Below are 23,163 nucleotides of genomic sequence, written 5' to 3' on the forward strand. Positions count from 1 at the left end.
CCGCCTAGCGCTGATCAACACAAAGGGAATCACTGTGTGCCCATACTTCTGAATGAATCGGTCAATCCACGGGTTGAACACGACTTTGTAGGCAATCCAGCACCATACCCCGGTTAGAATCAGGAAGATAGCCACGATGGCTAAACCGGTGCCCCTGCACGCAGAAAGAAAATGGGGTTAATCCATTGAATCTATTGGCCGGATGGGCCGTACAATACCACTCTTGAACAAATAAAAACACCATTCTGCGTGTTAGAATTGGAGGTGTCTAAGTCCTAAATAACCGCAGAAAAGGTGTTTTGTACATGATAACGCAGAATGACGCCGTAAATCAATTGCCACCCGAGATTCGCCCTGCATTTGAGGAGTTGAAGGTGCTCAAGCACCTACGCAAGGCCGGCATTACGAAAAGGTTTGGGTTTACGTGTTCATACCTTTTCCAGCTCGTGTTTGTTCTCATTTTCCATTACAGAAATTGGTTTGAACTCCTTGAAAGCGAGAATTCAGAATCGCTTCCTGGCAAGGACGCTGTGTATCGGTTTCTCAATCATTCTGGATTTGCTTGTCGCCGGTTCCTCTCGAACCTCAGCGTGTATGCCGTGAACAAAACAAATTCCCTGACGTCTAGCAAGCGTGTCAGTGCATTCATCGTCGATGACTCCATGTATGAACGGAACCGGAGCAAATCAGTGGAACTCTTGGCACGCTTCAAAGATCACGCCCGAAACTGCTACTACAAAGGCTATCGCATGTTGACGTTCGGCTGATCGGACGGGCACACATTCGTCCCTGTTGATTTTTCTCTTCTCAGTTCCGTCAAGTCGCAGATTCGGGGTCTGACCCAGTCGGTTGATAAGCGCACGCACGGATACAAGCGGAGGGTGGAAGCCCTTCGTCCGGCCCCTGAGGTCATCCCAGCCATGCTGGATCGAGCTTTGGCTGCTGGAATGAACGCGTCATACGTCCTCATGGATAGTTGGTTTACATATGCTCCATTGATACAGGCCATTTTGGACAGAGGGTTGGACGTCATAGGCATGGTCAAGGCGGACAACAAACGATACCTGTTTAACGAACGGCGCTTATCCTTGCAAGAACTGTACTATGCCGCTACGCCTGTTCAATGCCCGAAGAAAAAGGGCATTTTGCGGTGCATACACACTCAAGCCCAGGCATTCCGATTAAGATGGTGTTCGTTGGTCACCGTACGAATAAGAAAGAATGGCTGGCTATTCTATCCACGGACACGACTCTGACAGTCGAGGAGATTATAGAGATTTACGGCATCCGGTGGGACATCGAGGTTTTCTTTAAATGCACCAAGTCGTTGCTGCGCCTACAGAAAGTGTTTCAGGGACGTTCATATGACATGCTCATTAGCCATACCACCATTGTCTTTTCACGGTACATTCTGCTGGCTTGGCAGCATCGCCAAAGCACAGACGACCGCACATTAGGGAACCGATTCCTAATGCTGTGCGACGAAGTGAGTGAATTAGACTGGGCCGTGGCATCGAGCCAACTGGTTGAGCTTGTAAGTGACGTTTGCAAGAAGGCGAACAATCGACTCTCAAAACTGATCAGCCGTCAACTACAGCAGTGGGTCGACGGTCTACCCAGTCATATCAAGGCGTATCTCCCTATTTTGGCCTGCGAAAGTTGAGTTGTTTATTCATCATACGGTGCGGCTCCCTCGCGAGGAATGGGAGGTTTTCATTCCAGACTCATCCGGGATACATCACATGGGAGGAATACGAAAGAAATCTCAAGCAACTACACTCGAATCGTACCAACCTCGAGAAAAGTGGTCCCGCACGAGAGGGTACAGCTCTACTTCAAGGACTTGTTATATGCGGAAAGTGTGGTCGCCAGTGTACGTTACACCAACAACGGAGGAATCTCTCCGCACCACCTTTCCTAAACGTGGTCACACCAGCTCTACGAGGTGTTCTCGATTTGACGCTTACGGAACGTCGAGACGAATGATCCATTGCAACGAGATACTTCAGTCTGGAGTCGATGGCGAAACACACGGGTGAACAAACTCTGCTCGCACCGATTTAACTTCTACATGAGTGACACGGGTTCACAGTAGTACGAGATTGAATTTACACAACTTGGCACGACACTGCCAACACAAGGCCACATCAGACATTGAAGGTAAGGTGCGACGCTCCACTGACCAGGTGCGCGTTAAGCCACACGTTCAGGACGGAAAAGGATAGCTCACCTTGTCAGGTGGGGACCATCACGGCCGTTACCTCGTCTTCCATCCCAACTCCTCCTTTTCACGGGACATAGCTGTACTCCATATATTCCGCGTACACACGGCCTCGTCCGCGCCAACAGTACGCCATTGTAGAGATGGCATGATGGCGGACAGTCGAGCGTGGACCGATGAAGACGAAAGCCGCTGTCACCCACCAAAAAAATGATAGTGGAACGTGAGGACCGCCCACAACGCGAAGATGCCCAAAAAGCCTACCAAGGCGACCATCCCACGTAACCAACGAGGAATAAACTTAGCGACGATTCCGAGGAGAATGGCTACCGCAAAATAGAGCCCTACCAGGAAATACAGTGGCCCAAGGATGTGCTTGCCTAAATCGAGATGTGTCGGAATGACTTGCACCGAGGAACCTCCTCTTGCATCGAATGGTGGAGACGAGCACAAACCATCACCTCGTGTACCGCTGGTGGATGTCCTTCACATGCTGCTTCCTCGTATCGCTGTTCGTTATGTTCGCGGCCGCCACTCGTTGGTATATGTTGTGCATCTGTTCAACCGTCAAAATCTCAGAGTCGATTGCCGTTATTGTACGGACAAGGTTCCTTGATTCCACCACGTGTGTATCCCCAGTGTCATTCACACGCAGGCTAGCGCGACTACCAAATGAGATGACGCTGTGAAGTGGTATATTGAAACCGACAATCTCTCGGAGTGCTCTAACATGGCCCTTGTTCTGCAGAACCGGGTTGTGCTGGCGGTATTTTCGTCTACCAACAGCGACCGTCCATTTTTGATCAGTACCTCGTCCGTATACCGCCCCGGCCCAATTTTTTGTTTCCACGGCAATTACGCCCGCTCTGCAGACGATGACGTGATCAATCTGCGATGTGCCACCACCGGGTTTCGGAATCATCACATCGTTGAGGATGAGGTGCCTTGACTTGTCGAGCTTGCTAAGGCGAACCCGCACACCTTGTTCTCCGAGGACTCCGGTGAACTTGCGGGAATTGTCGAGGATTTTGAGAACAACTACTATGACGATGAGTATGGGAAGGATGACGATGAAGTACAGACCAAGTTCCTCCTCCAAACACTAACCTCTGCCATTAATGCATGTTACAAGTAGACATCAAAGAATTCCCCTTTTCAACAGCCAGTCCCGAATTTCATCGTCTGATATCGACCACTCGTCTTCGAACTCAGCTACGAACTCCGCCATGAACGCTTGATGACACGTTAGCGCAGCCTCGCGGTTGCCTGTGTAGGAGGCCAGTATCGACAGTGCAAGATCAGCCGGCGCGGACCCACTGTAGCCCCAGTCCATCCCCGTTGAACTCTGTTCCGCTGCGCTTTCGAGCGGAGCCTGGCGGCCGCCCTGCATACGGATCACCTCCGTGTCACCAATGTTGTACCGAGCTCCCGCAAAACCATTCACTGGCCACTTCACGCATTTTATCCCCTTTATTGTTTCCGCCGACCTGTTTTGTTTGTGTTGCGCGGAATCGCTGGTGTACGCTCGAGGCAAACACCTGTTCCCACACTATCCTTAGCCGCGGCTCTACGGTTCTCCTGCCGAGATGGCTGGACCGTGCATGAAAAAGCCCCCACAACGCACGTGGAGGCTTGGCCAGGCTAAAAAGTGGTGGTTGGATCGCGGTCGGTTTAGTACCCACACTTCGTAGCCTCTGCCAGATCAGTGTCTCCCACAAAGAATGGTTCTACCCGCCCTACTGCACCAAAGCTCTCATTACAACGCAACGGCCGTTTGTTTCAACGCGGTGACACACTGTGCACAGATGAGCTTCCCATGGAATCTGGACACATTCTCCATCTCCCCACAGACTGCGCATCCCGGTTCATATTTCCTGAGGACAATTGTGTCGTCCTCCGTGAAGACGCTGAGCGATGTTCCCATTGGTATTTCCATCGTATTGCGTAGCTCCTTGGGAATGACCACTCTACCTAGTGGGTCTACGGCTCGTTGCACACCGGTGTTTTTCATGTTTCTCCACCTCTCCTATCTATCTGATTTCTTCTGCTGTCCACCGTTGAGCACAGTGAACCTGGGTGTTGGCTCGTCCTCAAACAACATCAACTGGGTTACCGTTGTGCGAACCGTTGCCGCTTTGCACACCGTGCACACGAGGTCTGTCTCGTATCTACGCTCGCACCGTGGACATTGATAGTATACTTCGTCCATGCCATCGTCTCCCAATTCTATGATGCATGCCAGACTTACGGCACGTTGCACGTCCGCCTAGCTAGGGCACGAACTATCGTTCGCCCCCTACCAAGGCTCGCGTCAATCTTCGTTGAAGTATTTCAGCCAGCTCTCGTCAAACTTCAGGTCCTCCGGATCTACCAACGGGGCACGCTGCGCGGGGCCAGCCGCCTTCGGTTCAGGCGTGCACATCCCCTCCAACCACGGCTCCGTGTAGACAATGGAATGATTGTAGTGATCGCGCTTCTTCATGCGCAACACCTTCTCCAAAGCCTCTCGCATGACGTCGTCCTGCACGTAGACGTCCGCACCGGCGCCATAGCCGGTCTTGGGGATTTGATACCCCGTCGTGTAGTCCATCCATTGGCGAACTCGGTCAACACTGCCGTTAACCCAGGTATCCACAAAGCGGTAGTTGTCTGCCTTGTAGAACCGGAGCAAGCTCGCGAATCGCAATCCATATGGAGGTTCAGCTTTCTCGTCCCAATCCAGTGCATCGTTAATAAGGGACACCCGTTGTTGGTGATCGTCCGTGCGAATGGCCTCCAGGAACCAGCGCGGATGTTCCACGAAAGACTCTAGTGGAAGGAGGTAAAAGTAGCGGCCTGCTTTGTCTAATTTCGACAGGGTCTTGAGTACTGTGTGATAGTACTGTCGTGGTACGAGAAAAAGCGTATCTTTGACTTTGCTGTTCTGAGCCACCCGCCGCAGTACCCCATGGAAGATGAGGCCCTTCTTCCCTTGCTCCACTTCTGACAACCGTGTCGGTAACAGAAATAAGCCAAGAGTGAACTCGGCTTCGCCATCTTCACCACGCTTTACCAAGTCCGCGTGCAAACCCTCTCCGTTGGACTGCGAGAGCATGATGTCCCAGTCCTCATATGCAACACCTGCGCGACGCATCCGAATGAGCAGTTCTCCCACATTGAGCACCTGGGGCAACACCGCTGGTCTCACGCGATTGCGCACACGGCCGATGCCCTCGTCCTTCGCCCATTTGACGAGGGCTTGATCCGACAAGCGGATTAGGCTCATAACACGATTGCCAGGAACAACGTAGCGTCCTCCGGCTACACCTTTGGGCACTTTGTGCTGCTCCTCAAATCTATCCCAGTGACGCGACACGGTGATCTTGGCTATTCTCGGATCGACGTTCAACAAACGTGCTATCTGTCCGTTCGTCATGACGCCTACTCGCACCAACGCGCGGCTGATTTCGTCTGCACGATGTTGCGACTTTTCTTCCCACACGGTGCTTCTGTGCCCCACGTCTCCATGCCTCCATTGTGCTGTAATGGACTTGGTCGGCTGCATGTTACTTGGAGAGGAAACAGGTCCAAGCCATGCTGGATTGCCCCTGTTTCCTCTCCCTCGGTCGTTTTCTAGCCGAAAATAACCCCTCATTACCACCGCGCATGTCTGAATTCCCCTTGGTACACAAGCGTTGTGTGATATGCACCTATTCATGTGCGCCGGTTCGTTTGCAGTTTTTTTGCAAATGAACGGTTAGTCGCTCATGAGCAAACCTTGCACATGAATAGGTAGAGCGACTTCTACACGACCGTTTGCACAGTAGGCGAGGTTTTCTTCAACGTCCACCCCATAACGGCAAGTCACGTTCAAACCACTGGACTTTCACGTCTACAACCGGAGTATCCAACTGTTCCTGTTGCCACTCTGCGGCATAGGACAAGTTCGATGGTCGGTCACTGAGAAGCAATTCGTTTTCGACAAGGGCGTTTATCGCAACTTGTATCACTGGTAGATAGTAGTCAAGATCACTTACCTGATAGTCTTCAGTCGACCGTAGCACAAAGAGAACTCTGGCATATTGAGACGGGTTTTCAGGTAGCGCCATGAGTTCGCCTGCCCTCACCCGACCCACATAGTCCTGCTTTATCTTTCGAAGCATCCAGTGCCAGAGCTGTCGTTTGCGGATAAACGGCCGGTCCTTGTGGTACACGGGCGGGTACTTCTTTTTGGCAGAATGTCCGAGCATCCATGCAGGGATATTCTTCACTACAAATCCATCGTCTTGCGGAAGCAACTGAAGGTCCGATGGTAAGTCGTTTACGAGAACTTCACCTGTGCGATCATCATAGTGCGCAACCGAGGTTGCTGCTTCCTCGTACAAGTAGTCCCGGATCTGAGCATCATACGCCTCGATGTCCGCTATACGCTGGTTGAGCTCTGCGAAGTCGTCGTCTTTGGTTAAGTCCTGCATGGTTTGGCAAACCCTGGCCATCAGAATTCGGTATCTCTCCATGATAATCTGCGGATTTTTTGCTTCTGCGAGCTGTTCGAGGTTGTGCTCGAATAACAATTTAGACGTATCCCCCATAACATCTCCTCCTTTCCACCCACGTTATCACAACGCAAGGCGGATAATCCGCCAAAAGTACGCCATTCTTTGCGGCATCCTACTGTTGTGCCCCTGTACCGTGGACGTATGCGTCTACGTCTACGTAGACTCCATGTAAACGTCTGCGCATACGTCTACGTAGACACACGGAGTTTACGGTGCCTGCCAAGGTGACTATGCTGGTGATTGAGGTCACCAAGTCGGGACTCCAACGAGGGGAGCTGCGAGAGATGTGTGGACGATTTACGCTAACGGAGGACTGGACTGAGATCATTCGCTCATTTGGCCTTGTCGACAACGGCTTTCGCTATCCGCCGCACTACAACATCGCACCATCACAAAACGTCGTGGCGATTGTGGCTAACTCAGACGGTGAACGTCGCGCTGGTCTTCTCAAGTGGGGACTCATACCCTCGTCGTCGGACTCGCCGAAGACGACCTTCAGCACGTTCAACGCGAGGTCGGAGACCCTATTGAAGAACGGAACATGGAAGCGGCTAGTTCCACGCAAGCGCTGCATCATCCCTGCTGACGGGTTCTACGAGTGGCGAAAGAGCACAAAGCGCCCACTGCGCATCCAGTTGAAGTCTCGCAAGCTGTTTGGGTTGGCTGGATTGTACGACACCTGGACGTCTGCGGACGGAACGCAGAAGGTCAGCAGCTGCACGATCATCACGTGCAAGCCGAACCTTTTCATGTCCAGCATCCACGACCGGATGCCGGTGATACTGCCGAAAGAGAACGAGGATCTGTGGCTCGACCGTTCCGTGACCGACACCGACCTGGTGACAGATATGCTGCAGCCATACACGAACAGTGACATGCACGCTTACTACGTGTCACCGATGGTCGGGAACGTTCGGAACGATGGAGCTGGATGCATCGAGGAATACGCTTGGGGGTGACTCGCGATTTACGTGTCAATCGGTTGGTTCACTATTTTTCCATTCGTCCTCCAGTATGCTAACCATGGTTTTTTTGACACCACCCAAGACTAAGCGAATCACGTTTGACGGTGTTCGTCCATTTGCAGCTGCCCACTGTTGATAGGCAGGTACAGATAGTACTTCCCGTAAGTACACGCGCACATCATTCTCGGCTCTGTCCGTGATAGATGGAGGTGGTGTCATATCTTTTAGCAGTTGCGCTATCTGAGGGTTAGACTTCGCGCGGTTTAAGACTGTCGCGAATGAGGGATCTGATTTCGTCTTCCACCGATCCCAATTTCCCTGTGTCGGTCTCAATTCGGTATCGCGGTGCATGCGGATCAGAGCGTCTCTCACTGCATCATCGGACCACTTTGTTGGTTTCATCCGTTCACGCTCCGCTGATCAAGGAATAGCCGAACTCTACGCAGGCATCTATGTCTTCGACGGCCGGGATGAGGACAATGTGCGCTTCGTCGGATGGTTCGTAAACCACCTCTTGCGATTCATTCTCGCTAACTTGATAGCTGACGTAAAATGCGTCTCGTGTGCGTTTGAACATCCAACCGAAACCGTTCACGTAGTACTGCTCCTCGTCCACTACAAACCATACACCGTCCTGATATACGTTCATCCTACACGTCCCTTCTACCTATTCGTTGGTGTTTCGATGTTTCTATTCTACCTCTATCACCGCAAATATATATGCTTCAAAGTAGTTGAATTAAAGGGACTCCAGGCATGTACCGGGAGTCTCGGTGAGGATGCTTGATGTGGAAAATCCTGAAGATGTGGGTCTACATACCGTTTGCAAGTGCAGTCTGTTTAGCTGGTCCAATACGGCGTCCATCAAACTTGAGAAGAATCTCGTCGAGTAATACAGTCCCTAGTCTGGGGCTCAGTGTACGTTGTTTTTAATCAGAGGGAGTGCCGTGTAAGGCACGTCTGCCCGAATGGTCATGTCTCCCGCGCCAACTGTCTTCCGGATGACAAGCACGACCGTTCCGCTTGAGTTGCTTACATACTCACCCATTGAGACATGGCGTGGGGGTAAGACGAAAGCTTTTAGCTTTAAACACAAGCCATGAAGACCACGAACGCTGGAGTACCATTCTTTCCTTTCGACAATCTCCCCCCCATCGACGCTTACAAGCACAGGCCACCCCGCGACCCCTTTCGAAACTTTGTCTATCGCCTGAACAGTTATACGTACTTCCTCCAACCCTTTCATGCAGCTTTCGCCTATAGTCACAACTGACGATGCTGCATCGGCATAGTCATGGTAATCGTCCCCCACAATAATCCGGTAGCAATTGAAGGATAGAAAGACACGTCTCGATGACATGTAGAAATAGTCATCACGCTTTTGCCAAGCATAATGTGAATCCCAGGCCGAGTACAGTTTTCTGATAGCCGGATATATTTGGGAATTGCGCACCATGTGATAACATATAACATCAAAATTGGTGTTCACAATGTTCAAAAATGATTCCGATGTCTGTCGTTCAAGTTGAAGTCTCTTTTCGAGATTGTATAAAACCGGTGAACGCAGGATTAATCCCGTCGCAGTGGCAAACTTCTCGAGTTTGTTGAGAAGATCTGTTACTTCTCTCTCCCTTTGGTGAACTGACTGTGAATTGAGGAACTCAGGATGGTCGAATCCTAGATCAGTCGGACCGCTGTACCCACAGTCCGGGTTCCACTCTTCCAAAGGCACTTCAAACAATTCATGGATCTCACGTGTGACTCGAAGCTGCATGTCTACGCGCTGCAGACTCAAGCTGAAGCGATTTGTGAAGTATGTCAAAATGGCGATGGCAACGCCTACGTCAAGTATCAGATTCGCCCACCACTGAACCCACTGGTACCAGTGCACGTTACGACCCTAGCCGTTTGGGTGAGGGGCATCTCTCCGAGTCGACACCGAACCCAACCAGACCCCTGTCAACGGGGGCAACACTTCTTCTCGACATATCTCCGTCTGTTTTTCGAATGACAGGCATGAAATGATACCTCCCTACGTTTTATCGATCCTTACCTCCGGATGATTTAAACCAGTCTCGTGCCTGCTTGTTCAAACGACTTTCGTCGAACTCCACTTTCTTTTTTGGAGCATTGGCCACAACCTCTTTGGCCTGCTCAAATTGATCCATCCCGCAGAACACCAGTCTCCTTGCCATAAGCGCTTGCCACTCGTTATACGTGTCTGCGCTTTCTCCCTCGATAAGCGCATAACGATTATCGAATGCCGAAAATCGTTGGAGGTAACTGCGTTCTCTGATAACTAAAACCAGACGGCTATTCAGTGGATAAATCACCTCAATTCCGGGTTTCCCAAGCCCTCCCACCTGCAAAGTTCCATCTACGTGATTGAAACAAATTACAGGCGTATCTGAGGTGTAGAAAACGCCATCATCTGAACGGGTTACGACTGTCCATATCTGCTCAAAAAGTATCTCGGTGAGTTTAGTCACTAATTTTTCGTCAAACATAAACATTGCGTGGCTATACTGGTAGGAATCTTTCTTCAGCTTTATCCTTAAATTTCGTAGCGTACCGCTAGGGAGTTGAGTTTTAGCATAAGCCGTTATAAGTTTTTCGTGAAAATCAGTGACCCAAGCCCTCATATCGCTTGTTCTCAAGAACTGCGTAGCAATAAACCAAGCCAAATTTGTTTTGTCTGCCACTGTCAGAATGGTTTTGTTAACTAAGCGATGTACGTCGGATAAGTAGAATGTACTAATTATGCGCCTCAAAATTGGTGCAATATCATTCTCTAGACTTGAGAAGTACTGTTCAACATATTGAGGACCGTCTGCATCATCATAAAAGTATCTCTCTTGAGCAACGTTTTTAATCGGAGTGTTAAAAACTGACCGTGTCTCCTTGTTAAATGCCCATATGTACTCCCGGTGATCAGCAAAGTTCCGCAAATACATTTCTGGCACGTAGTGCTGACGTTTTACAATTGGCCACTTGTCGCTCATTCAATCGCCTCCCGTCGAGAACCGTAGTAAACCTGACTAAGTTCCCACAATCGCCATTGTCGATACTAGAGACCTGTCAGCCATCGAAAACGTGCCACCGCGAGAAGCGGGTAATTATCTACGTCCCAGTAGGTTTCGTAAGAAATTTAATTATCACTTCACTTTGCTATTCCGTCCTCCACCCGAACGCGATACTCCACATCCGTCCTGTCGGCTGTTTCGAACCAGGCGGAATGTTCGCCGACTTCGAGAACCCTCAAGCCGAGCTGTTTAGCGAACTGAGCGCAGGCATGTTGAAGAGTGGATGCATCCACTGCATATTTTGATGGCAAAGTCGCGATTGTAGTGGGTGCGCCGAGTTCGCGCACGAAGGTGTAGATCATCCCGATGCCCCCTGTTTTGCGCGAATGGGGATTGCCTCTTGTCGCTGACTGGTGGAAAGAATATCGAACTCGACATTGGTTGTTGCGTAGCCCAACTCGTTCGCGCCGGCAATGAAGTAGTCCTTGTAGTGCGACTGGACATAGGACGCGGCAAACGTCGTGGGGAGCTGCACATATAAAACCCCGCCTACCTCTGTGACCTGCATGTCTGTAAACCACATGTCGTAGGTTTGTGGCGTGAAACGCGGTTGTAGAAGTCTTACGAAGTCGTGCGTGAGGATAGTAGGATCAGGTGTTTTATTTTCAGTGATATATTCAAGTGATATATTCGTACGAACCTCAGGTCCGGAAATTCGGACTTCAGGTTCGTGTTCCATGCGAACCTCAGGTACGGGCCGAACCTCAGGTACCGTACGAACTTCAGGTTCGGATGGTGATTCTGACTCCATACGAACTTCAGGTACGGACGGCTTTTTGTACACAATATCGTAGTCATCTGGGTCTGGGGGCAGAGGGGATTGTCCAACATAGGCTAAAGCCTTTTCGATCAGCGGGCGGAAATTGTAGACGTTGTGACCCCACTGCTTTTTCGTGGGATGCTGGCGTTGTCCGACAAGGAGTAGTCCTTTGTTGTATAGACTATCTATCCACTTCTGAACCTGGCGTGTACTGCACTTCATGTGCGCGGCCAGTTTCTCTTGGCTGGGGTAAGGGTCTTTCGTGTCGTGCTTGTATGTAAGGATGGTGCAGATGAAGCCGAACTCACCGTGCTCGATACCGAGATGACGGTAGTTGCGGACGACGATATTTGGGATAGCGAGGAAACCTTCATCAAGGAGGCGGTGCCCCCAGACTGCTTCGATGGTGTCGTGTTCCATTGTGGATTCGAACAGGTGTTTGTGGTTGACTTGAACACACCGATGTGATAACTTTTTCTTGCAAGTTCACACATAGTGTCCAGAGAGCCCGCTCCCGCCAAGGTAAGGCTCTTTTTCTTTTGTCATCCACACGCTGTTCACTACCCTCCTTGTTGAGATACTAAAAAACGCCCATCTTGTCAGATGTGAGCGTTTGCGGTAATCAGGCTACACCCGTCCCCTGAAAAGGGTGCGGTGAGCCCCACTCACTTCTGGACAGGGTCAGTATAGCACATTTTTCTAAGAGCTTGTCAACGTGTCGAATTCTGTAGTAGTGTCGGAGTTCTAATGTCTACGTAGACATTACGTTTACGCTTGTGTTCACCAGTGGCACTATGGTATGATTGAGTCAAACTTAAAAGCTCGCTCTGGACAAAGACCCCCTTGGTTCCAAGGGGGTCTTTCACATGGGCGATTCGCCCACTAGCGACGCTTCGGCTGGGTTTGCTCCTGCTGTTCTAGCTGGAGTTTGTAGAGGTCCAGGGCTATTTTGAGGCCAGTGTTCACAAGCCGTTTGTGGAATCCCTTCCTCTTCTTCATCTTCTTTGCGAGTGCATCTATTTGAGCTGCCATGGATTTTTCTATAATGAAGCTTTTGGGCACATAGTCGTCAAACACTCTTCGATCGTCATCCATGGCGCCTTTGAAGTAATCGTTGTATAGGAAGTCAAACCGTTCGAGTAAGTCTGATAGGTTGGTGTAGCCCCCGGGCTCTGGCTCATTTTCATCTACCTCATGGTCGCCAGAGACTTTCGCTTCAACCCGATCGCTATCACTCGGAACCTTTGTCGTGTCTGTAGTCTCCTCAACAGCGCCTGTGCGGTCTTCAAAAGAAAGTTTGGTGTCGGATGCTGTTTCCACTTCCGCAGTATGGACCGTCTGCGCTAGATTGGTTTCTTGGACGACTGGTGTTGTTTTCGTGCTTGCCGACATAGAGTCGAGGATATCTATCTTTTGATCGATTTCTGCACCAATGTTTTGTTTATCATCAGGGTTTCGCTGGTTCATTTTCGAGAGTAGTGTCTGAGCTTTGGAACTTGGCGACACGGGCCATCAACTCCTCAATAAAAGACTCGTACATGCGGAGCACTGTGCGATCCGCTTTTGTCCGTTTTTCGATGCCGGTAATGGCAAACTCAGCTACGCGTGCGCGGCGTTGGATCACAGTGTCAAATACAAAGTCACTGTACTCTGCGCGTGCTTTATCAAGGATTCCTTGACCAAGGCCAGTTCGAGGATCAATGACTGAGGTGAGTATCCCGATGACCCGCATGGCTGGATTGATGCGTTCCTGGGCAGCAATGAGGATCTCAAGGTAGTTGGCCAAAGCGTTATAGCAAAAGGGCTCCGCTTGCAGCATGACGATGTTGTAGTCGGCTGCCGCTATACCGTTTATCGTTTGTTCTCCAAGGTTTGGTGGTAAGTCGATAAATATGTAGTCATACTGGTCTCGCACAAGGTCTAGGGTTTCTTTAAGCACTAGTGATACGTTCTTGTTGGATTGTTGCGTGTACAACCAACGCGCAAAGCCGGAAAGGAAGTCATCTGCGGGCAAGATATGTAGATTGTCACTGATTCTATGGATATACTCCTCTGGTCTTTGCGTTTGGATAGCTTCGAGCACAGTCTTCTCCCGAAACACTTGGAGGTCGTCGTGCCCGGTCAAGAGTTGCGTCAGGTTGCCTTGGCTGTCGAAGTCTACAGCAAGGACTTTGTGGCCTTGCTCTTGCGCAAGTAGCCAGGCCGTAATCCCGGTGGTCGTAGACTTTGATGTGCCACCCTTTTGTACGCCTAAAGCAAAAATGGTCGCCACTGATGGACCTCCGTTCTGAGTTCGATAAAACTATGATATAGGAACGGAACGTGTTTGTTAATATCCATCCTAGCGTATTGAAAAAACTGTTCATAGACATATTTATAAATGTATTTAGTTTGATGTTTATATATAGGTTGAAAGAAGTGTTTATATATAGATGCATAAAGATAGTAGAGAAGAGAAAGATGTGTATGAAAAGTTTAGTATTCATTTTTATAAAAGAATGACTAAACATGAAACTGTGGATGAAAACGTTCATGTTTATATGACTCTTAGAGAAGATATGTGAAAAGTTTTGTCTAAATATAACGGTGTTCATTCATATATATCTATGGATAATGGTGTTGGATGATGGAGGCGCCCACGCGACAGATGGGCGCCTCGGCGTCAGGGAGAAGGTCAAGCGCCGCTGAGCTTATGGAACAATGCCACGGCTGCAGGGTCCGGCTGCTCCGTCATAGCACTTCCGAGGTGCTGGTTTGCTGACTCTTCCTCTTCTTGTAGATCGACGTGTTGGCTGCTCCGTGCAGTCCGCCCGTTATGATGATCATCACCGCGGCCCAGGAGTTGGCAGGCGAAGATGGATAGCGCGCGTTGGAAAAGAGGGTTTTCTAACTGTTGCAACTCGTATTGGTTCAGTGGTGGCAGTGTCACCGACGCGTGAATGCCGGTTTCCACTCGCGCCTGCTCGAGTCGACGGAAGAAGAAGCCTGCGATTGCACCGGCCTTTCCCTCAGTGTTTCTGCCAGCCACCTGGTTCAGGTAGTCCAGATCGACCGACGAGATGTTCTGAGGCACGCGAAATGAGATGACGTCCCCCGGTCGTAACTCTGTTCGGCGTGTCATCGTCATACACCCTCGGAGACGGACGCAGCGCTGCGCGATAACTGTAACATCCGCCAGTAGGACTCGGCGATCATCCAGACGCTTTCTTCCGACGACTCCTGCCACCGCAGCGGGAATGTGCGCTTGCCTTGTTCATTGACTGCGGTGAGATAGGGACGTAGCAGAGCCGATCCACCGCCAATCTGATAGACCAACTCTAGGTCGGACACCTTCTTCCACATCCGCGTCAGATGTTCGTGCTGCACACGGGCGCATTCGGCCAGCGCCACATCCACAATGTCCTTGACGGACGTGAGTTTGCCATCGACAAGGATGTGGTTTTTGCGCTCGTTTGGTGCTAGCAGAACGTCCCGCACAAGGTTTCGCCGCGAACGGATCTTGTGGTGGTAGCGCTGGTAGACGTTCTCGATGATGAGGTCCAGGTACTCGCTGACGCCGGAGTTGATGCCCTCGGAGTTGATGTTGTCCGGCTCTCCACGCTCGATCACCGCGGAGTCGGTCGAGAGGCCACCAATGTCGTTGATGAGGATCGACTTTTGTAGCAGCTCTGTGTTCTTGATGTGGCCGTGCTCATCTGTCACCAGGTGCATCATGGCCGCTTGGCCTTCGCTGTACACGTCCACCTGCTCGAACTCGATGCGCACGACCGTTCCGGATAGGTCCGGCGTTTGCAGAAACTCTACCTCGTGCACTTTGCCCATCAACCGCTCGGCAAACGCAGCGCGAGCACCGGGCTGTTTGGCCTCGCGCAGTGGCAGACCGGTGGACACCGCGTAGGTCGCGTGCACCGTGCCAGGACTGGCCTTCGTCTCTGTGGCAGCGTCCAAGGCCAGTGACACCAGGAGCATGATCACCGCCTGGTCAGATGTGCCCTTTGTGTCGCCGGGTTCTGGCTCGTGGTTTGGCGCGTACCGGGTTGCCAAGTTTCCCACTGCGTATACGCCGCTGTTTGCGAGCGCCGGGCTGGTGATGCGGCAGTGGATACCCTCGTACACGTTGCTCTCTAACGACAACACGCCGCGATCGGCGGGGATGGGGGCGATGACGTTGGGGATCGGTTGGCCGTGTGCCCCGCTGTAGATGGGTTTTACGCTGTCGTTCCCGATGTCGATAGCCGCGAGTCTCAGCATGGTTTCTCCTCCACTTCTTTTTCTCCAATGTAGACACTGTGAAGACGTAGGCAGTGCGTCAACGTAGTCACGATGCAGACGTAGACTTCGTGTAGACGTCTACTTCACACTAGCACGATATCGCCGGGATAGTCCGCCATCTTGTCGCCATTATGGAAAAGGCCGCCCGGTTTGGGCGGCCATCAAGTGTGTTCTCGACTAGTTTTGATGCGTCACCATGTCTGATGTTCGTGGAAGTATGTCTTCGGGTCGTTGCCGCTGACCCACGGAGCATCGATGGTGAACGATGCCTGCGCGGTTGCGACTTGATTGTCCGTGCTCTTCGCCCAGAACGTCACGCTATACGTCCCGTCCTTGAGGTATTGGAACCATGTGGACCAATTCGGGTTGCTGTTCCCCTCCAACAGTCCCGTCACAGGGTTGTAGGTAAGGTTAACCGTAAACTGCGTCGGTGCACCAAAGGGGGCAAATGAGCTGTAGTTCAGCCCGCTAAAGGTGACGGTTGCCTGTGCGATGGTAGACACAGAAGGTTCGGCTCTCAACACAAATTCCTCGCCTGCCCAGAAGTAACTCAGCGGTCGCACAAGGCTCGGATCACGCGTAGCGTAGTAGGCGTTGTACGATTGCAGGTTCTTCAACCACCCGGGCGTGTGTGTCACGATGGCACTCGTCAGGGTCAACGGTATCTGTTTCCACGTCACTTGGACGTCGTTACTGCTTTGTAGCTGTTTCCCAGTGGTCGGGTCTATGAAGTACGCGACAAAGGTGTCCGTGACCGCCTTCTGCTCAGTCCACGTGGCGGTAAGCGATGTGGCATTCGCGGGACTTTGGCCGACCATTTTGTTGTCGGTTGTGTTCCAAATCTGTATCACTGAACCTGATGGAGCACCGGCCGATGTGGCTGTCAGTGTCGCAGGGTTACCCTCGTTAAGACTTGTTGGATTTGCCGCGAGTGCAAGGTGCCACTGGTACCACTGCACGGTCACTGGTGACGAAGTGGCAGAAACGCTTTGTGGCGTGTTCGTGACGGTATAAGTTGCCTCCTGTGAAATGTTCGGTGACGAGTTTTCTTTCAACACGTACTCCGTCCATGTGAACGTTCCGACTTCACTACTGAACCAACCAGCAGGGAGCTTTGAAACATATCCGGTGGTTGTCCACTCACTCGGGCTGGATGTTGTGAGGAGTGTATTGCCACTGCTGCCTGTCGCAGTAAGCGCAACACCAGCCGTGTTATTGTTCGGGCTGGTAAAGTGGTTTGTGTTCATAGCTTCAATGATGATTTGGTGTTGCCCAGCAGATAGTGTGACCGTCGCACTCGATGTGTTTGGGATACTCCCTCCGACACCCCCACCACTGCCCTGTTTCATCACAGGTTGACCATCTACATAGACCTGGGCATAGTCGTCCACGTAGGGCATAGATAGCGTCACAGACTGCGTTTGAGAGAGCGTCAACGTACTCTGAAAAAATGCAGTTCCATTGGGCTGACTCGATGATGCTGAAACCCATATGGAGCCGTTCCCATCACTGCTGGACTGCGCGGTAGTCGTAAAGAGTGTTGCAGGTACTTGTAGCGGTGCGGTTTGGAACGTCCAGAATGGGAAGGTGTTTGTCTGCCCTGATCCGGGTTTAATGATAAAGACACTGTTGGATAAGTACCCACCTGCCACATACACATTTCCGTTGGCTGGGTCATATTCAACACCGTCAAGGTCATTGCCGGACGGCAAAGTCACTGTGTCAATCACCGCGTTGGTGGTCGGGTTAATGATGCCAACGGTGGCGGAGTTTTGGCTTGCAACATAGAGGTCGCCACTCTTTGCATCGTATCCAATACCATCCGGTCCGCTACCGAGACCGGTTATAGTCGCGACGACTGCGTTGGTGCTTCCGTTGATGGCGGTGACGTTGCCATAGATGTTGGCGGAATACACATCTCCATTTTTGGGGTCGTAGGCCAGTGCAATTGGATCTCCACCAATGGAGTTGATGATTGTAACTAGTGAGTTTGTGTTGCCATTGATAACAGCTACGTCACTGCTGTTGCTCGTGACATAGATATCTCCATTGCCGGCATCGTAGGTTATACCTTGAGGGTATGAACCCACACCTCCGATTGTTCCAACGTCTGACATTCCGTTTATCACACTAACGCTACTAGAACCTTCGTTCGTGACATATAGATCATGGTTACCGGAATCATAGGTTATTCCTTGAGGGTATGACCCAACACCCACAGTCCCTATGACTGAGTTGGTGCTCCCGTTGATGACATAGACGTCATTCCCTTCCAGGTTCGGCACATACACATAGCCGTTGGATGGGTCGTACGCGACAGAGTAAGGCATCGTCGATGCACCGAGATTTAGTTTGGTAAGGACTGCATTCGTAGTGCCGCTTATCACCGTGACCGTTCCATCGCCTTGGTCGGCTACGTACAAATTGCCATTGGCTGAGTCATAGGCGACGGCTTGGGGATACCATCCTGTTGTTACTGTAGCAGCGAGTCCATCGCCGCCAGAGGCAGGCACCGAAAGTCCGGGGATGGATGGATTCCCTGGTTTCACAACCTGTGCTACGTAGTGGTCCGTTGCCGGACTTGATTTTGTCTGCAAGGCGTTGAGGGTCGACTGTCCAGAATGTCCCGAAGCAATAGTCTGTCCGGTCGTTTGATCCACGATGTCGAGCATGTACCCACTCGGGACGTTCTGCGCGCTGGCAGCAAGGTTACTGGACGATCCTACAGGCAAGGTTGTCGGGCTTGCGGTTAGCGTCACAGAGTACCATTTCACTGCCTGAATTGGCGACGTGACAAAAGCACTGCTGACCGAATTACTCGTACTGACATAGGCAACATAGCTGTCCGTTTGAGCGGTGGACTCTGTTTGTGATGTGGACACCGTAGAACTTTGGCTTGTCGCAAGCACTTGGCCGGTAGTTTCATCGAAGAGAATGAGCCAGTCCCCGCTTGGCATGTTTTGCGCGTTCGCAGTGATGGTCGAGGCATGATTGATGTCGAGAGCGCTAGGTGTTGCTGAAAGCGAAGCACCTACCCATTGGACTTGGTCCGTGTTAGATAGAGGCCCCGTCTGCACATAACCATCCGTTACGTATGCCACGAAGTCATACGTTCTTGCCGAACCCGACGCATATTGTCCGACAAGCGTTGAAGCACTACCCGATGCGACAGTCTGGCCTGTCTGCTCATCGACAATGACCAGGATATATCCGCTCGGGATAGGCGTCGACGTGGTTGCAGTGAGTGTCGTGGATTTCCCAACAGCGAGGACGTTCGGACTCGCGGTCAACTGGATGGTGCCCGTCCAGGCGTTCGTCCACTGCACGCTTGTCTGTGCACTGGCAATGGGTTGCCCGCTACTGCTCCGTATAGTCGCTGTGTACGTCTCAGCTATCGTCTGTCCGCCGCTAGGGTCCTCCGTTTCGGTATCACTCTCTGACGTAGATGTCTGCCCCGCCGTGTTCCACGGGTGTGCGGCGTTTCCCGAACCTGTCACCGAAACCGTGTCACCGGCAGGCAAACCGCCACTGACGGTATACGTGAGCCTCGTGGGTTGCCCAGGGACCATTTTCGTCGGACTTGCCTGAAGTGCAATCGATGGGGGCGTACTTGTCCATGTCACGGACACGTTGTTGGAACGCGCCACGAGTTGCCCTGCATCGTTGAGTACGTCTGCAGAGTAGTTGACTGTCGTGCTGTTTCCGTTGACCGGTGACTGGACTTGAATGTAACGGCCACTCGACGTATACGAGGACGTCGAAAAGACCGGGGTTCCTGACGTTGTCGTTCCGGTCAATGACACAGAGTCTCCCGATGGCAAGTTGCTGACTGCATACGAAACCGTGGATGGTTGGCCGCTACCCAGTGATTGCGGATTGGCCGAGAGTTCGATGCTTGGCGCAACGGGTGGAGATGGCAGGACTGCGCTCGCCCCCCACTGTACTGAGGCTGTGGCGGTGGCATCGACCGCGTCCGTTGTCTGGTTGACCAGCTCGGCCTCGTAGTTTACCGTCTGAGCGGTTTGCGACGTGACCTGTGTCTGCAACTGTGTCGCGCCGACCTGGTTGTTGGTGTACGAATTGGCGCCTGAGAGCGTGTTGGCTCCGGACTTGTCGATGATCTTGATGATATCTCCCGGTGGCACGTTGCTCGCGTTGGCGGTCAGTGTCGAGCTTTGACCAGCCGTTGTAGAGGATGGACTCGCGTTCAAGCTTATGACGGGTTGTCCCGAGGGCGCAACCGTAAATGTGTTGGTTGCAGGCGTGGCACTAATGCGATCGACGATGTCACCGGCCCAAAACGAGGCTGTGTAAGTGCCGACTGGAAGGTTGGCGTTGTAGGTGAAGGTGTCCGAAAAGTAGCCGTGCCCGCCGATTTCGCTTGTCATGCTATTGATGTCCGACGACCCACTGCCAGTGACCCAGTACGTCTGCCCGGTCGAGTTGTTGCGTAGTTGAATCGCGTCGTAATGGCGTCCCGAGGTCTGGTTGCCGCCGAGTTGTGGGTATATGTAGATGGCTGACTTGGCCGTGAATGTAACCGGGTCACCTTGAGTGATGTTGGCGCTGCCCGTTGTCGCATCGACTGCGGACAGCCCCGTGGCAACCGGTGGACGTGATGTGTAGATGTGTTGCGTCGTCGTGTACTCGGGATATGATTTCCCGTTGCTGCCTTTGTATATCTTCCCGTTCGGGACAGCGGTTGGATTGCCGAAAACGGCTCCCGATTCGTTGACCATTAAGGAAAGTGGGTAGTAGGTGTAAGTTTGACCAGTTGCAATGTCCTGAAGTGCGATGATGTCGTGATGACTGTGCATGTAGTTTTCGACAAAGGAAAGATTTCCACCGAGACGCTTTACCCACGTCGCAAAGTCGCTGCTCTCATTCGGTGTCGCGATGAGAAGGTAGCCTGAACCGGTTCTGTTTGTGGTCATATCTGCCTGGATGACGGGCCAACTGCCTTGACCATCTGATACCATGGCCTGTTCTACGGCAGCGTACATGTACCCACCAGCTAAAGCAGGGTATTGACCTTCCTTTACAACATGAAATTCGTCCCCAGTGCGCGTCATGGACAGTTCATGGCTAAGGGCTCCTCCGCTCTCATCGTTATAAACGACAGAGTAGTCCACGTTTGGATAGTTTGGGTAGAGACTATATGCGTCCGCAGTGTTCGCAAAAATACCCGCAAACAGCATGGACGCTACGGCACCGATCCCGATGCCTGCCTGGATCTTCGTCTTTCGGTTCACGCACTCACATCCTTTGTCTTAATGAGCGAAGAACGGGACCCACTGAGCAGCCTCCGACGCAGGGAGGACACCGGGGACCTCAGCCCACGATGTAGGATTCTGTTCCGCATAGGTGTCAGGAGTCGGTATGTTCTTAGCGATATACGTGGTCGCAGTAGAGGGTAGCGGGTCTGTTGTGAAGCCGTCCTGTTTCCAGGCGGTTCGTACGGTAGACTTTGTGGTTCCTGTCCACACCACAGCAGGTTGCTTGCGGAGTTGAGACCAAATCGACTTGAACTGGTCAATGGCATACTTTTCTGACGGTGAGATGTACAGAATGGTTTGTGCCGTAGCCTTTGATGGCAACTTATGTACCAGGTTTTCCCGCTTGGACAACGAAGACAAGTGGGACTGTACGGACACGGGTAGACTGATTAGCGTTTTATTGGTGGCTTGGGTTCCACATCCGGACAACAGGAGTGCAATGACGATTGACGTGCCCAGGCATAGAGACGTAAGCTTCACGTAGATCCCTCCCAACATGCTCGGTTAAATTCTAGCAGGTTATATCGCTCATAATCCGCCATCTTAGCGCCATTCTTTGCGGGTGGAGGGCAAATAAATAGGTCTCCCACCATGTGGGGAGACCTGTTTGAGCGCTAAGTGCTGTTGTTTTGTCTGTGCGTGAGATTAGGAATTCATTTCATCAACCGGATTCCAGGTGATGACGCCATTGTTATCTTTTAAGCCAAACAAGTACTGTGTAAGGTTAGCTGCGTTGGACTGAATGGCAATTGAAACAATGGGAACTGATGAACCTAACTTTACATGCAAAGTGACGCCGCCATAGGAGTTGAAGTTAGTTCCGTAGGTTTGGAATCCGCGGGCTACGACATTCCAATTGAGCTGCATAGGCGTATTGGCTACATTGGGTAGTGTCAGGTTCAGGGTACCATTAGTAACCGTCGCCGTAATGCGGTCAGCATAGTAGGCGTCTTCTGCTAACGCCTTTTCGTAAGTCGCAACAGGTATCCCGACACCATCAACGACATCGGCGTACTCAACAAAGTCCCCATTTACAGGCGCATGCAAGTGATACACGTTTCCAACTTTCTTGTACCCGTTCAACATCCACTTCAGATTCGCCATGAGGGTTGAAACTTCGCTCGTCGTAATTACACTGTTCGACCCTGCTACGTTCACCCCATCAAACAGGTCATTTTCGCTTGCCCACGTGTATGGATCAGTACTGGTTTCATATTTGAGTGACCAAGGAATCCATTGGCCTGCGTTTCCGTATATTTGTCCATGGAACGCATAAGTGACATTAAGCGCGTACCCCTTGGACTGTGTCATCCAATCGTTGAGCCACGTTGCAACCTGTCCTGCAGTCACAGGGGCAGTCGTGGGCGTAACGCCGGACTGCTGCATTGTGGCGTGGGTGTGCACGTCGAAGGTGGTGGCGTCGAATACGTTCCACATCGCGGCGGCCATCGCAGTCTGGGACTCTGTGTTGCCAGTCGCTTGTGTCGTAATGGTCCACGTTGGTGTGGTCAGGCCACCGTTCCATACGTCCGTGCCATTGTTGAGGTTGAGCACGCGGTTGAGCAGCTGCTGGATGTACCAAATCGGCATGTAGGTAGTCGACTGTTGTGCGCCAGACGGTGTTTCCACCAGGCGCGGTGCGTACTCTACCACACTTCCGTTAATTTCAATCTCGGTGCTACCGGAATTGCTGTAGATGATGTTCGAGTTGGCGTTCGGAATGGTGAGGTTCCACGTCGGCGTCGACAGAGAGCCATCCCAAACGTCGGTAGCGGTGGTGAGGTTGAGCACCTTGTTGAGCACCTGCTGTACGTACCAAATTGGCATGTACGTCGTACCGTTATGTACGAGTCTTGGCGGTGTCGCAAGAGTCTGCCCGTTGACGACGATCTTCGACGTCTGCGCAGCGGCTGTGCCAGCGAAGGCAGTCGGCATGGTGAGCGCTCCGGATGTCCCTGCTGCAACTGTGAGTGCGAGTAGTGATGCGATGGTCTTGTTCATTGGGTCTCCTCCTTGGCTGCCATGTCACGGAAGTTCTTACATGTCTA

Annotated in this window: 19 protein-coding genes and 1 pseudogene; 2 read left to right on the forward strand and 18 right to left on the reverse strand. The window is 51.7% G+C overall.

Annotated elements, in window-relative coordinates; all coding sequences use genetic code 11:
- The first annotated feature begins 305 nt into the window (after positions 1-305).
- Positions 306-1,663, forward strand: a pseudogene (locus JC200_RS23755) (IS4 family transposase).
- Positions 1,664-2,416: 753 nt separating this feature from the next.
- Here the strand turns inward: JC200_RS23755 and JC200_RS23760 are convergent.
- The 6 genes from JC200_RS23760 to JC200_RS23785 all read right to left on the reverse strand — a co-directional run bounded on the left by JC200_RS23760 (position 2,417) and on the right by JC200_RS23785 (position 6,792).
- Entirely contained in the window at positions 2,417-2,632 is a 216-nt protein-coding gene (locus tag JC200_RS23760) for a hypothetical protein (protein ID WP_274436772.1), read from the reverse strand.
- Positions 2,633-2,678: 46 nt separating this feature from the next.
- Positions 2,679-3,320: a nuclease-related domain-containing protein gene (locus JC200_RS23765; RefSeq protein WP_274436773.1), complete on the reverse strand. Its 642-nt coding sequence runs from the start codon at positions 3,318-3,320 to the stop codon at positions 2,679-2,681.
- A 39-nt stretch (positions 3,321-3,359) separates the two neighbouring features.
- Positions 3,360-3,677, reverse strand: coding sequence for a DUF6166 domain-containing protein (locus tag JC200_RS23770; RefSeq protein ID WP_274436774.1), 318 nt, complete (start codon positions 3,675-3,677; stop codon positions 3,360-3,362).
- 300 nt (positions 3,678-3,977) lie between these two features.
- A complete protein-coding gene (locus tag JC200_RS23775) occupies positions 3,978-4,232 on the reverse strand; it encodes an AbrB/MazE/SpoVT family DNA-binding domain-containing protein (protein ID WP_274436775.1) in 255 nt (84 codons plus the stop codon).
- 300 nt (positions 4,233-4,532) lie between these two features.
- On the reverse strand, positions 4,533-5,720 hold the full coding sequence (locus JC200_RS23780; RefSeq protein ID WP_274436776.1) for a hypothetical protein: 1,188 nt from the start codon (positions 5,718-5,720) through the stop codon (positions 4,533-4,535).
- 319 nt (positions 5,721-6,039) lie between these two features.
- Entirely contained in the window at positions 6,040-6,792 is a 753-nt protein-coding gene (locus JC200_RS23785) for a hypothetical protein (protein WP_274436777.1), read from the reverse strand.
- Positions 6,793-6,995: 203 nt separating this feature from the next.
- On the opposite strand from JC200_RS23785, the gene JC200_RS23790 reads away from it, so the two are divergent.
- A complete protein-coding gene (locus JC200_RS23790; RefSeq protein WP_338000223.1) occupies positions 6,996-7,718 on the forward strand; it encodes an SOS response-associated peptidase in 723 nt (240 codons plus the stop codon).
- A 412-nt stretch (positions 7,719-8,130) separates the two neighbouring features.
- Here the strand turns inward: JC200_RS23790 and JC200_RS23795 are convergent, their stop codons facing one another.
- The 12 genes from JC200_RS23795 to JC200_RS23850 all read right to left on the reverse strand — a co-directional run bounded on the left by JC200_RS23795 (position 8,131) and on the right by JC200_RS23850 (position 23,116).
- Positions 8,131-8,373, reverse strand: coding sequence for a hypothetical protein (locus JC200_RS23795; protein WP_274436778.1), 243 nt, complete (start codon positions 8,371-8,373; stop codon positions 8,131-8,133).
- A 264-nt stretch (positions 8,374-8,637) separates the two neighbouring features.
- Positions 8,638-9,465 (reverse strand): hypothetical protein, encoded by an 828-nt coding sequence (locus tag JC200_RS23800; protein WP_274436779.1) that lies wholly within the window; start codon positions 9,463-9,465, stop codon positions 8,638-8,640.
- Positions 9,466-9,763: 298 nt separating this feature from the next.
- Positions 9,764-10,726, reverse strand: coding sequence for a DUF4238 domain-containing protein (locus JC200_RS23805; RefSeq protein WP_274436780.1), 963 nt, complete (start codon positions 10,724-10,726; stop codon positions 9,764-9,766).
- A 158-nt stretch (positions 10,727-10,884) separates the two neighbouring features.
- Positions 10,885-11,109, reverse strand: a complete 225-nt coding sequence (locus tag JC200_RS23810; RefSeq protein WP_274436781.1) for a hypothetical protein — start codon at positions 11,107-11,109, stop codon at positions 10,885-10,887.
- Complete coding sequence (locus JC200_RS23815) at positions 11,106-11,987, reverse strand: helix-turn-helix domain-containing protein (RefSeq protein ID WP_274436782.1); 882 nt, start codon at positions 11,985-11,987, stop codon at positions 11,106-11,108. Before JC200_RS23815 ends, JC200_RS23810 begins: the two co-directional genes overlap by 4 nt.
- A gap of 462 nt (positions 11,988-12,449) precedes the next feature.
- Positions 12,450-13,034 carry a hypothetical protein gene (locus JC200_RS23820; RefSeq protein WP_274436783.1) on the reverse strand — a complete coding sequence of 195 codons (585 nt, stop codon included), beginning with the start codon at positions 13,032-13,034 and terminating at the stop codon, positions 12,450-12,452.
- Positions 13,015-13,839: a ParA family protein gene (locus JC200_RS23825; protein WP_274436784.1), complete on the reverse strand. Its 825-nt coding sequence runs from the start codon at positions 13,837-13,839 to the stop codon at positions 13,015-13,017. Before JC200_RS23825 ends, JC200_RS23820 begins: the two co-directional genes overlap by 20 nt.
- A 402-nt stretch (positions 13,840-14,241) precedes the next feature.
- Positions 14,242-14,688, reverse strand: a complete 447-nt coding sequence (locus JC200_RS23830; RefSeq protein WP_274436785.1) for a hypothetical protein — start codon at positions 14,686-14,688, stop codon at positions 14,242-14,244.
- A gap of 2 nt (positions 14,689-14,690) precedes the next feature.
- Complete coding sequence (locus JC200_RS23835) at positions 14,691-15,818, reverse strand: ParM/StbA family protein (protein ID WP_274436786.1); 1,128 nt, start codon at positions 15,816-15,818, stop codon at positions 14,691-14,693.
- A 212-nt stretch (positions 15,819-16,030) separates the two neighbouring features.
- A complete protein-coding gene (locus tag JC200_RS23840; protein ID WP_274436787.1) occupies positions 16,031-21,091 on the reverse strand; it encodes a YncE family protein in 5,061 nt (1,686 codons plus the stop codon).
- 18 nt (positions 21,092-21,109) lie between these two features.
- Positions 21,110-21,595 carry a hypothetical protein gene (locus tag JC200_RS23845; protein ID WP_274436788.1) on the reverse strand — a complete coding sequence of 162 codons (486 nt, stop codon included), beginning with the start codon at positions 21,593-21,595 and terminating at the stop codon, positions 21,110-21,112.
- A 165-nt stretch (positions 21,596-21,760) separates the two neighbouring features.
- Positions 21,761-23,116, reverse strand: coding sequence for a hypothetical protein (locus JC200_RS23850; RefSeq protein WP_274436789.1), 1,356 nt, complete (start codon positions 23,114-23,116; stop codon positions 21,761-21,763).
- Positions 23,117-23,163 lie beyond the last annotated feature (47 nt).

It is taken from the genome of Alicyclobacillus sp. ALC3, from assembly GCF_028751195.1.
Taxonomy (GTDB): domain Bacteria; phylum Bacillota; class Bacilli; order Alicyclobacillales; family Alicyclobacillaceae; genus Alicyclobacillus_L.

Coding starts and splice junctions, on each gene's coding strand:
- JC200_RS23775 (WP_274436775.1), bottom strand. CDS start 4,232: ATGAAAAACACCGGTGTGCAACGAGCCGTAGACCCACTAGGTAGAGTG.
- JC200_RS23785 (WP_274436777.1), bottom strand. CDS start 6,792: ATGGGGGATACGTCTAAATTGTTATTCGAGCACAACCTCGAACAGCTC.
- JC200_RS23795 (WP_274436778.1), bottom strand. CDS start 8,373: ATGAACGTATATCAGGACGGTGTATGGTTTGTAGTGGACGAGGAGCAG.
- JC200_RS23805 (WP_274436780.1), bottom strand. CDS start 10,726: ATGAGCGACAAGTGGCCAATTGTAAAACGTCAGCACTACGTGCCAGAA.
- JC200_RS23810 (WP_274436781.1), bottom strand. CDS start 11,109: ATGATCTACACCTTCGTGCGCGAACTCGGCGCACCCACTACAATCGCG.
- JC200_RS23815 (WP_274436782.1), bottom strand. CDS start 11,987: ATGGAACACGACACCATCGAAGCAGTCTGGGGGCACCGCCTCCTTGAT.
- JC200_RS23820 (WP_274436783.1), bottom strand. CDS start 13,034: ATGAACCAGCGAAACCCTGATGATAAACAAAACATTGGTGCAGAAATC.
- JC200_RS23830 (WP_274436785.1), bottom strand. CDS start 14,688: ATGACACGCCGAACAGAGTTACGACCGGGGGACGTCATCTCATTTCGC.
- JC200_RS23835 (WP_274436786.1), bottom strand. CDS start 15,818: ATGCTGAGACTCGCGGCTATCGACATCGGGAACGACAGCGTAAAACCC.
- JC200_RS23850 (WP_274436789.1), bottom strand. CDS start 23,116: ATGAACAAGACCATCGCATCACTACTCGCACTCACAGTTGCAGCAGGG.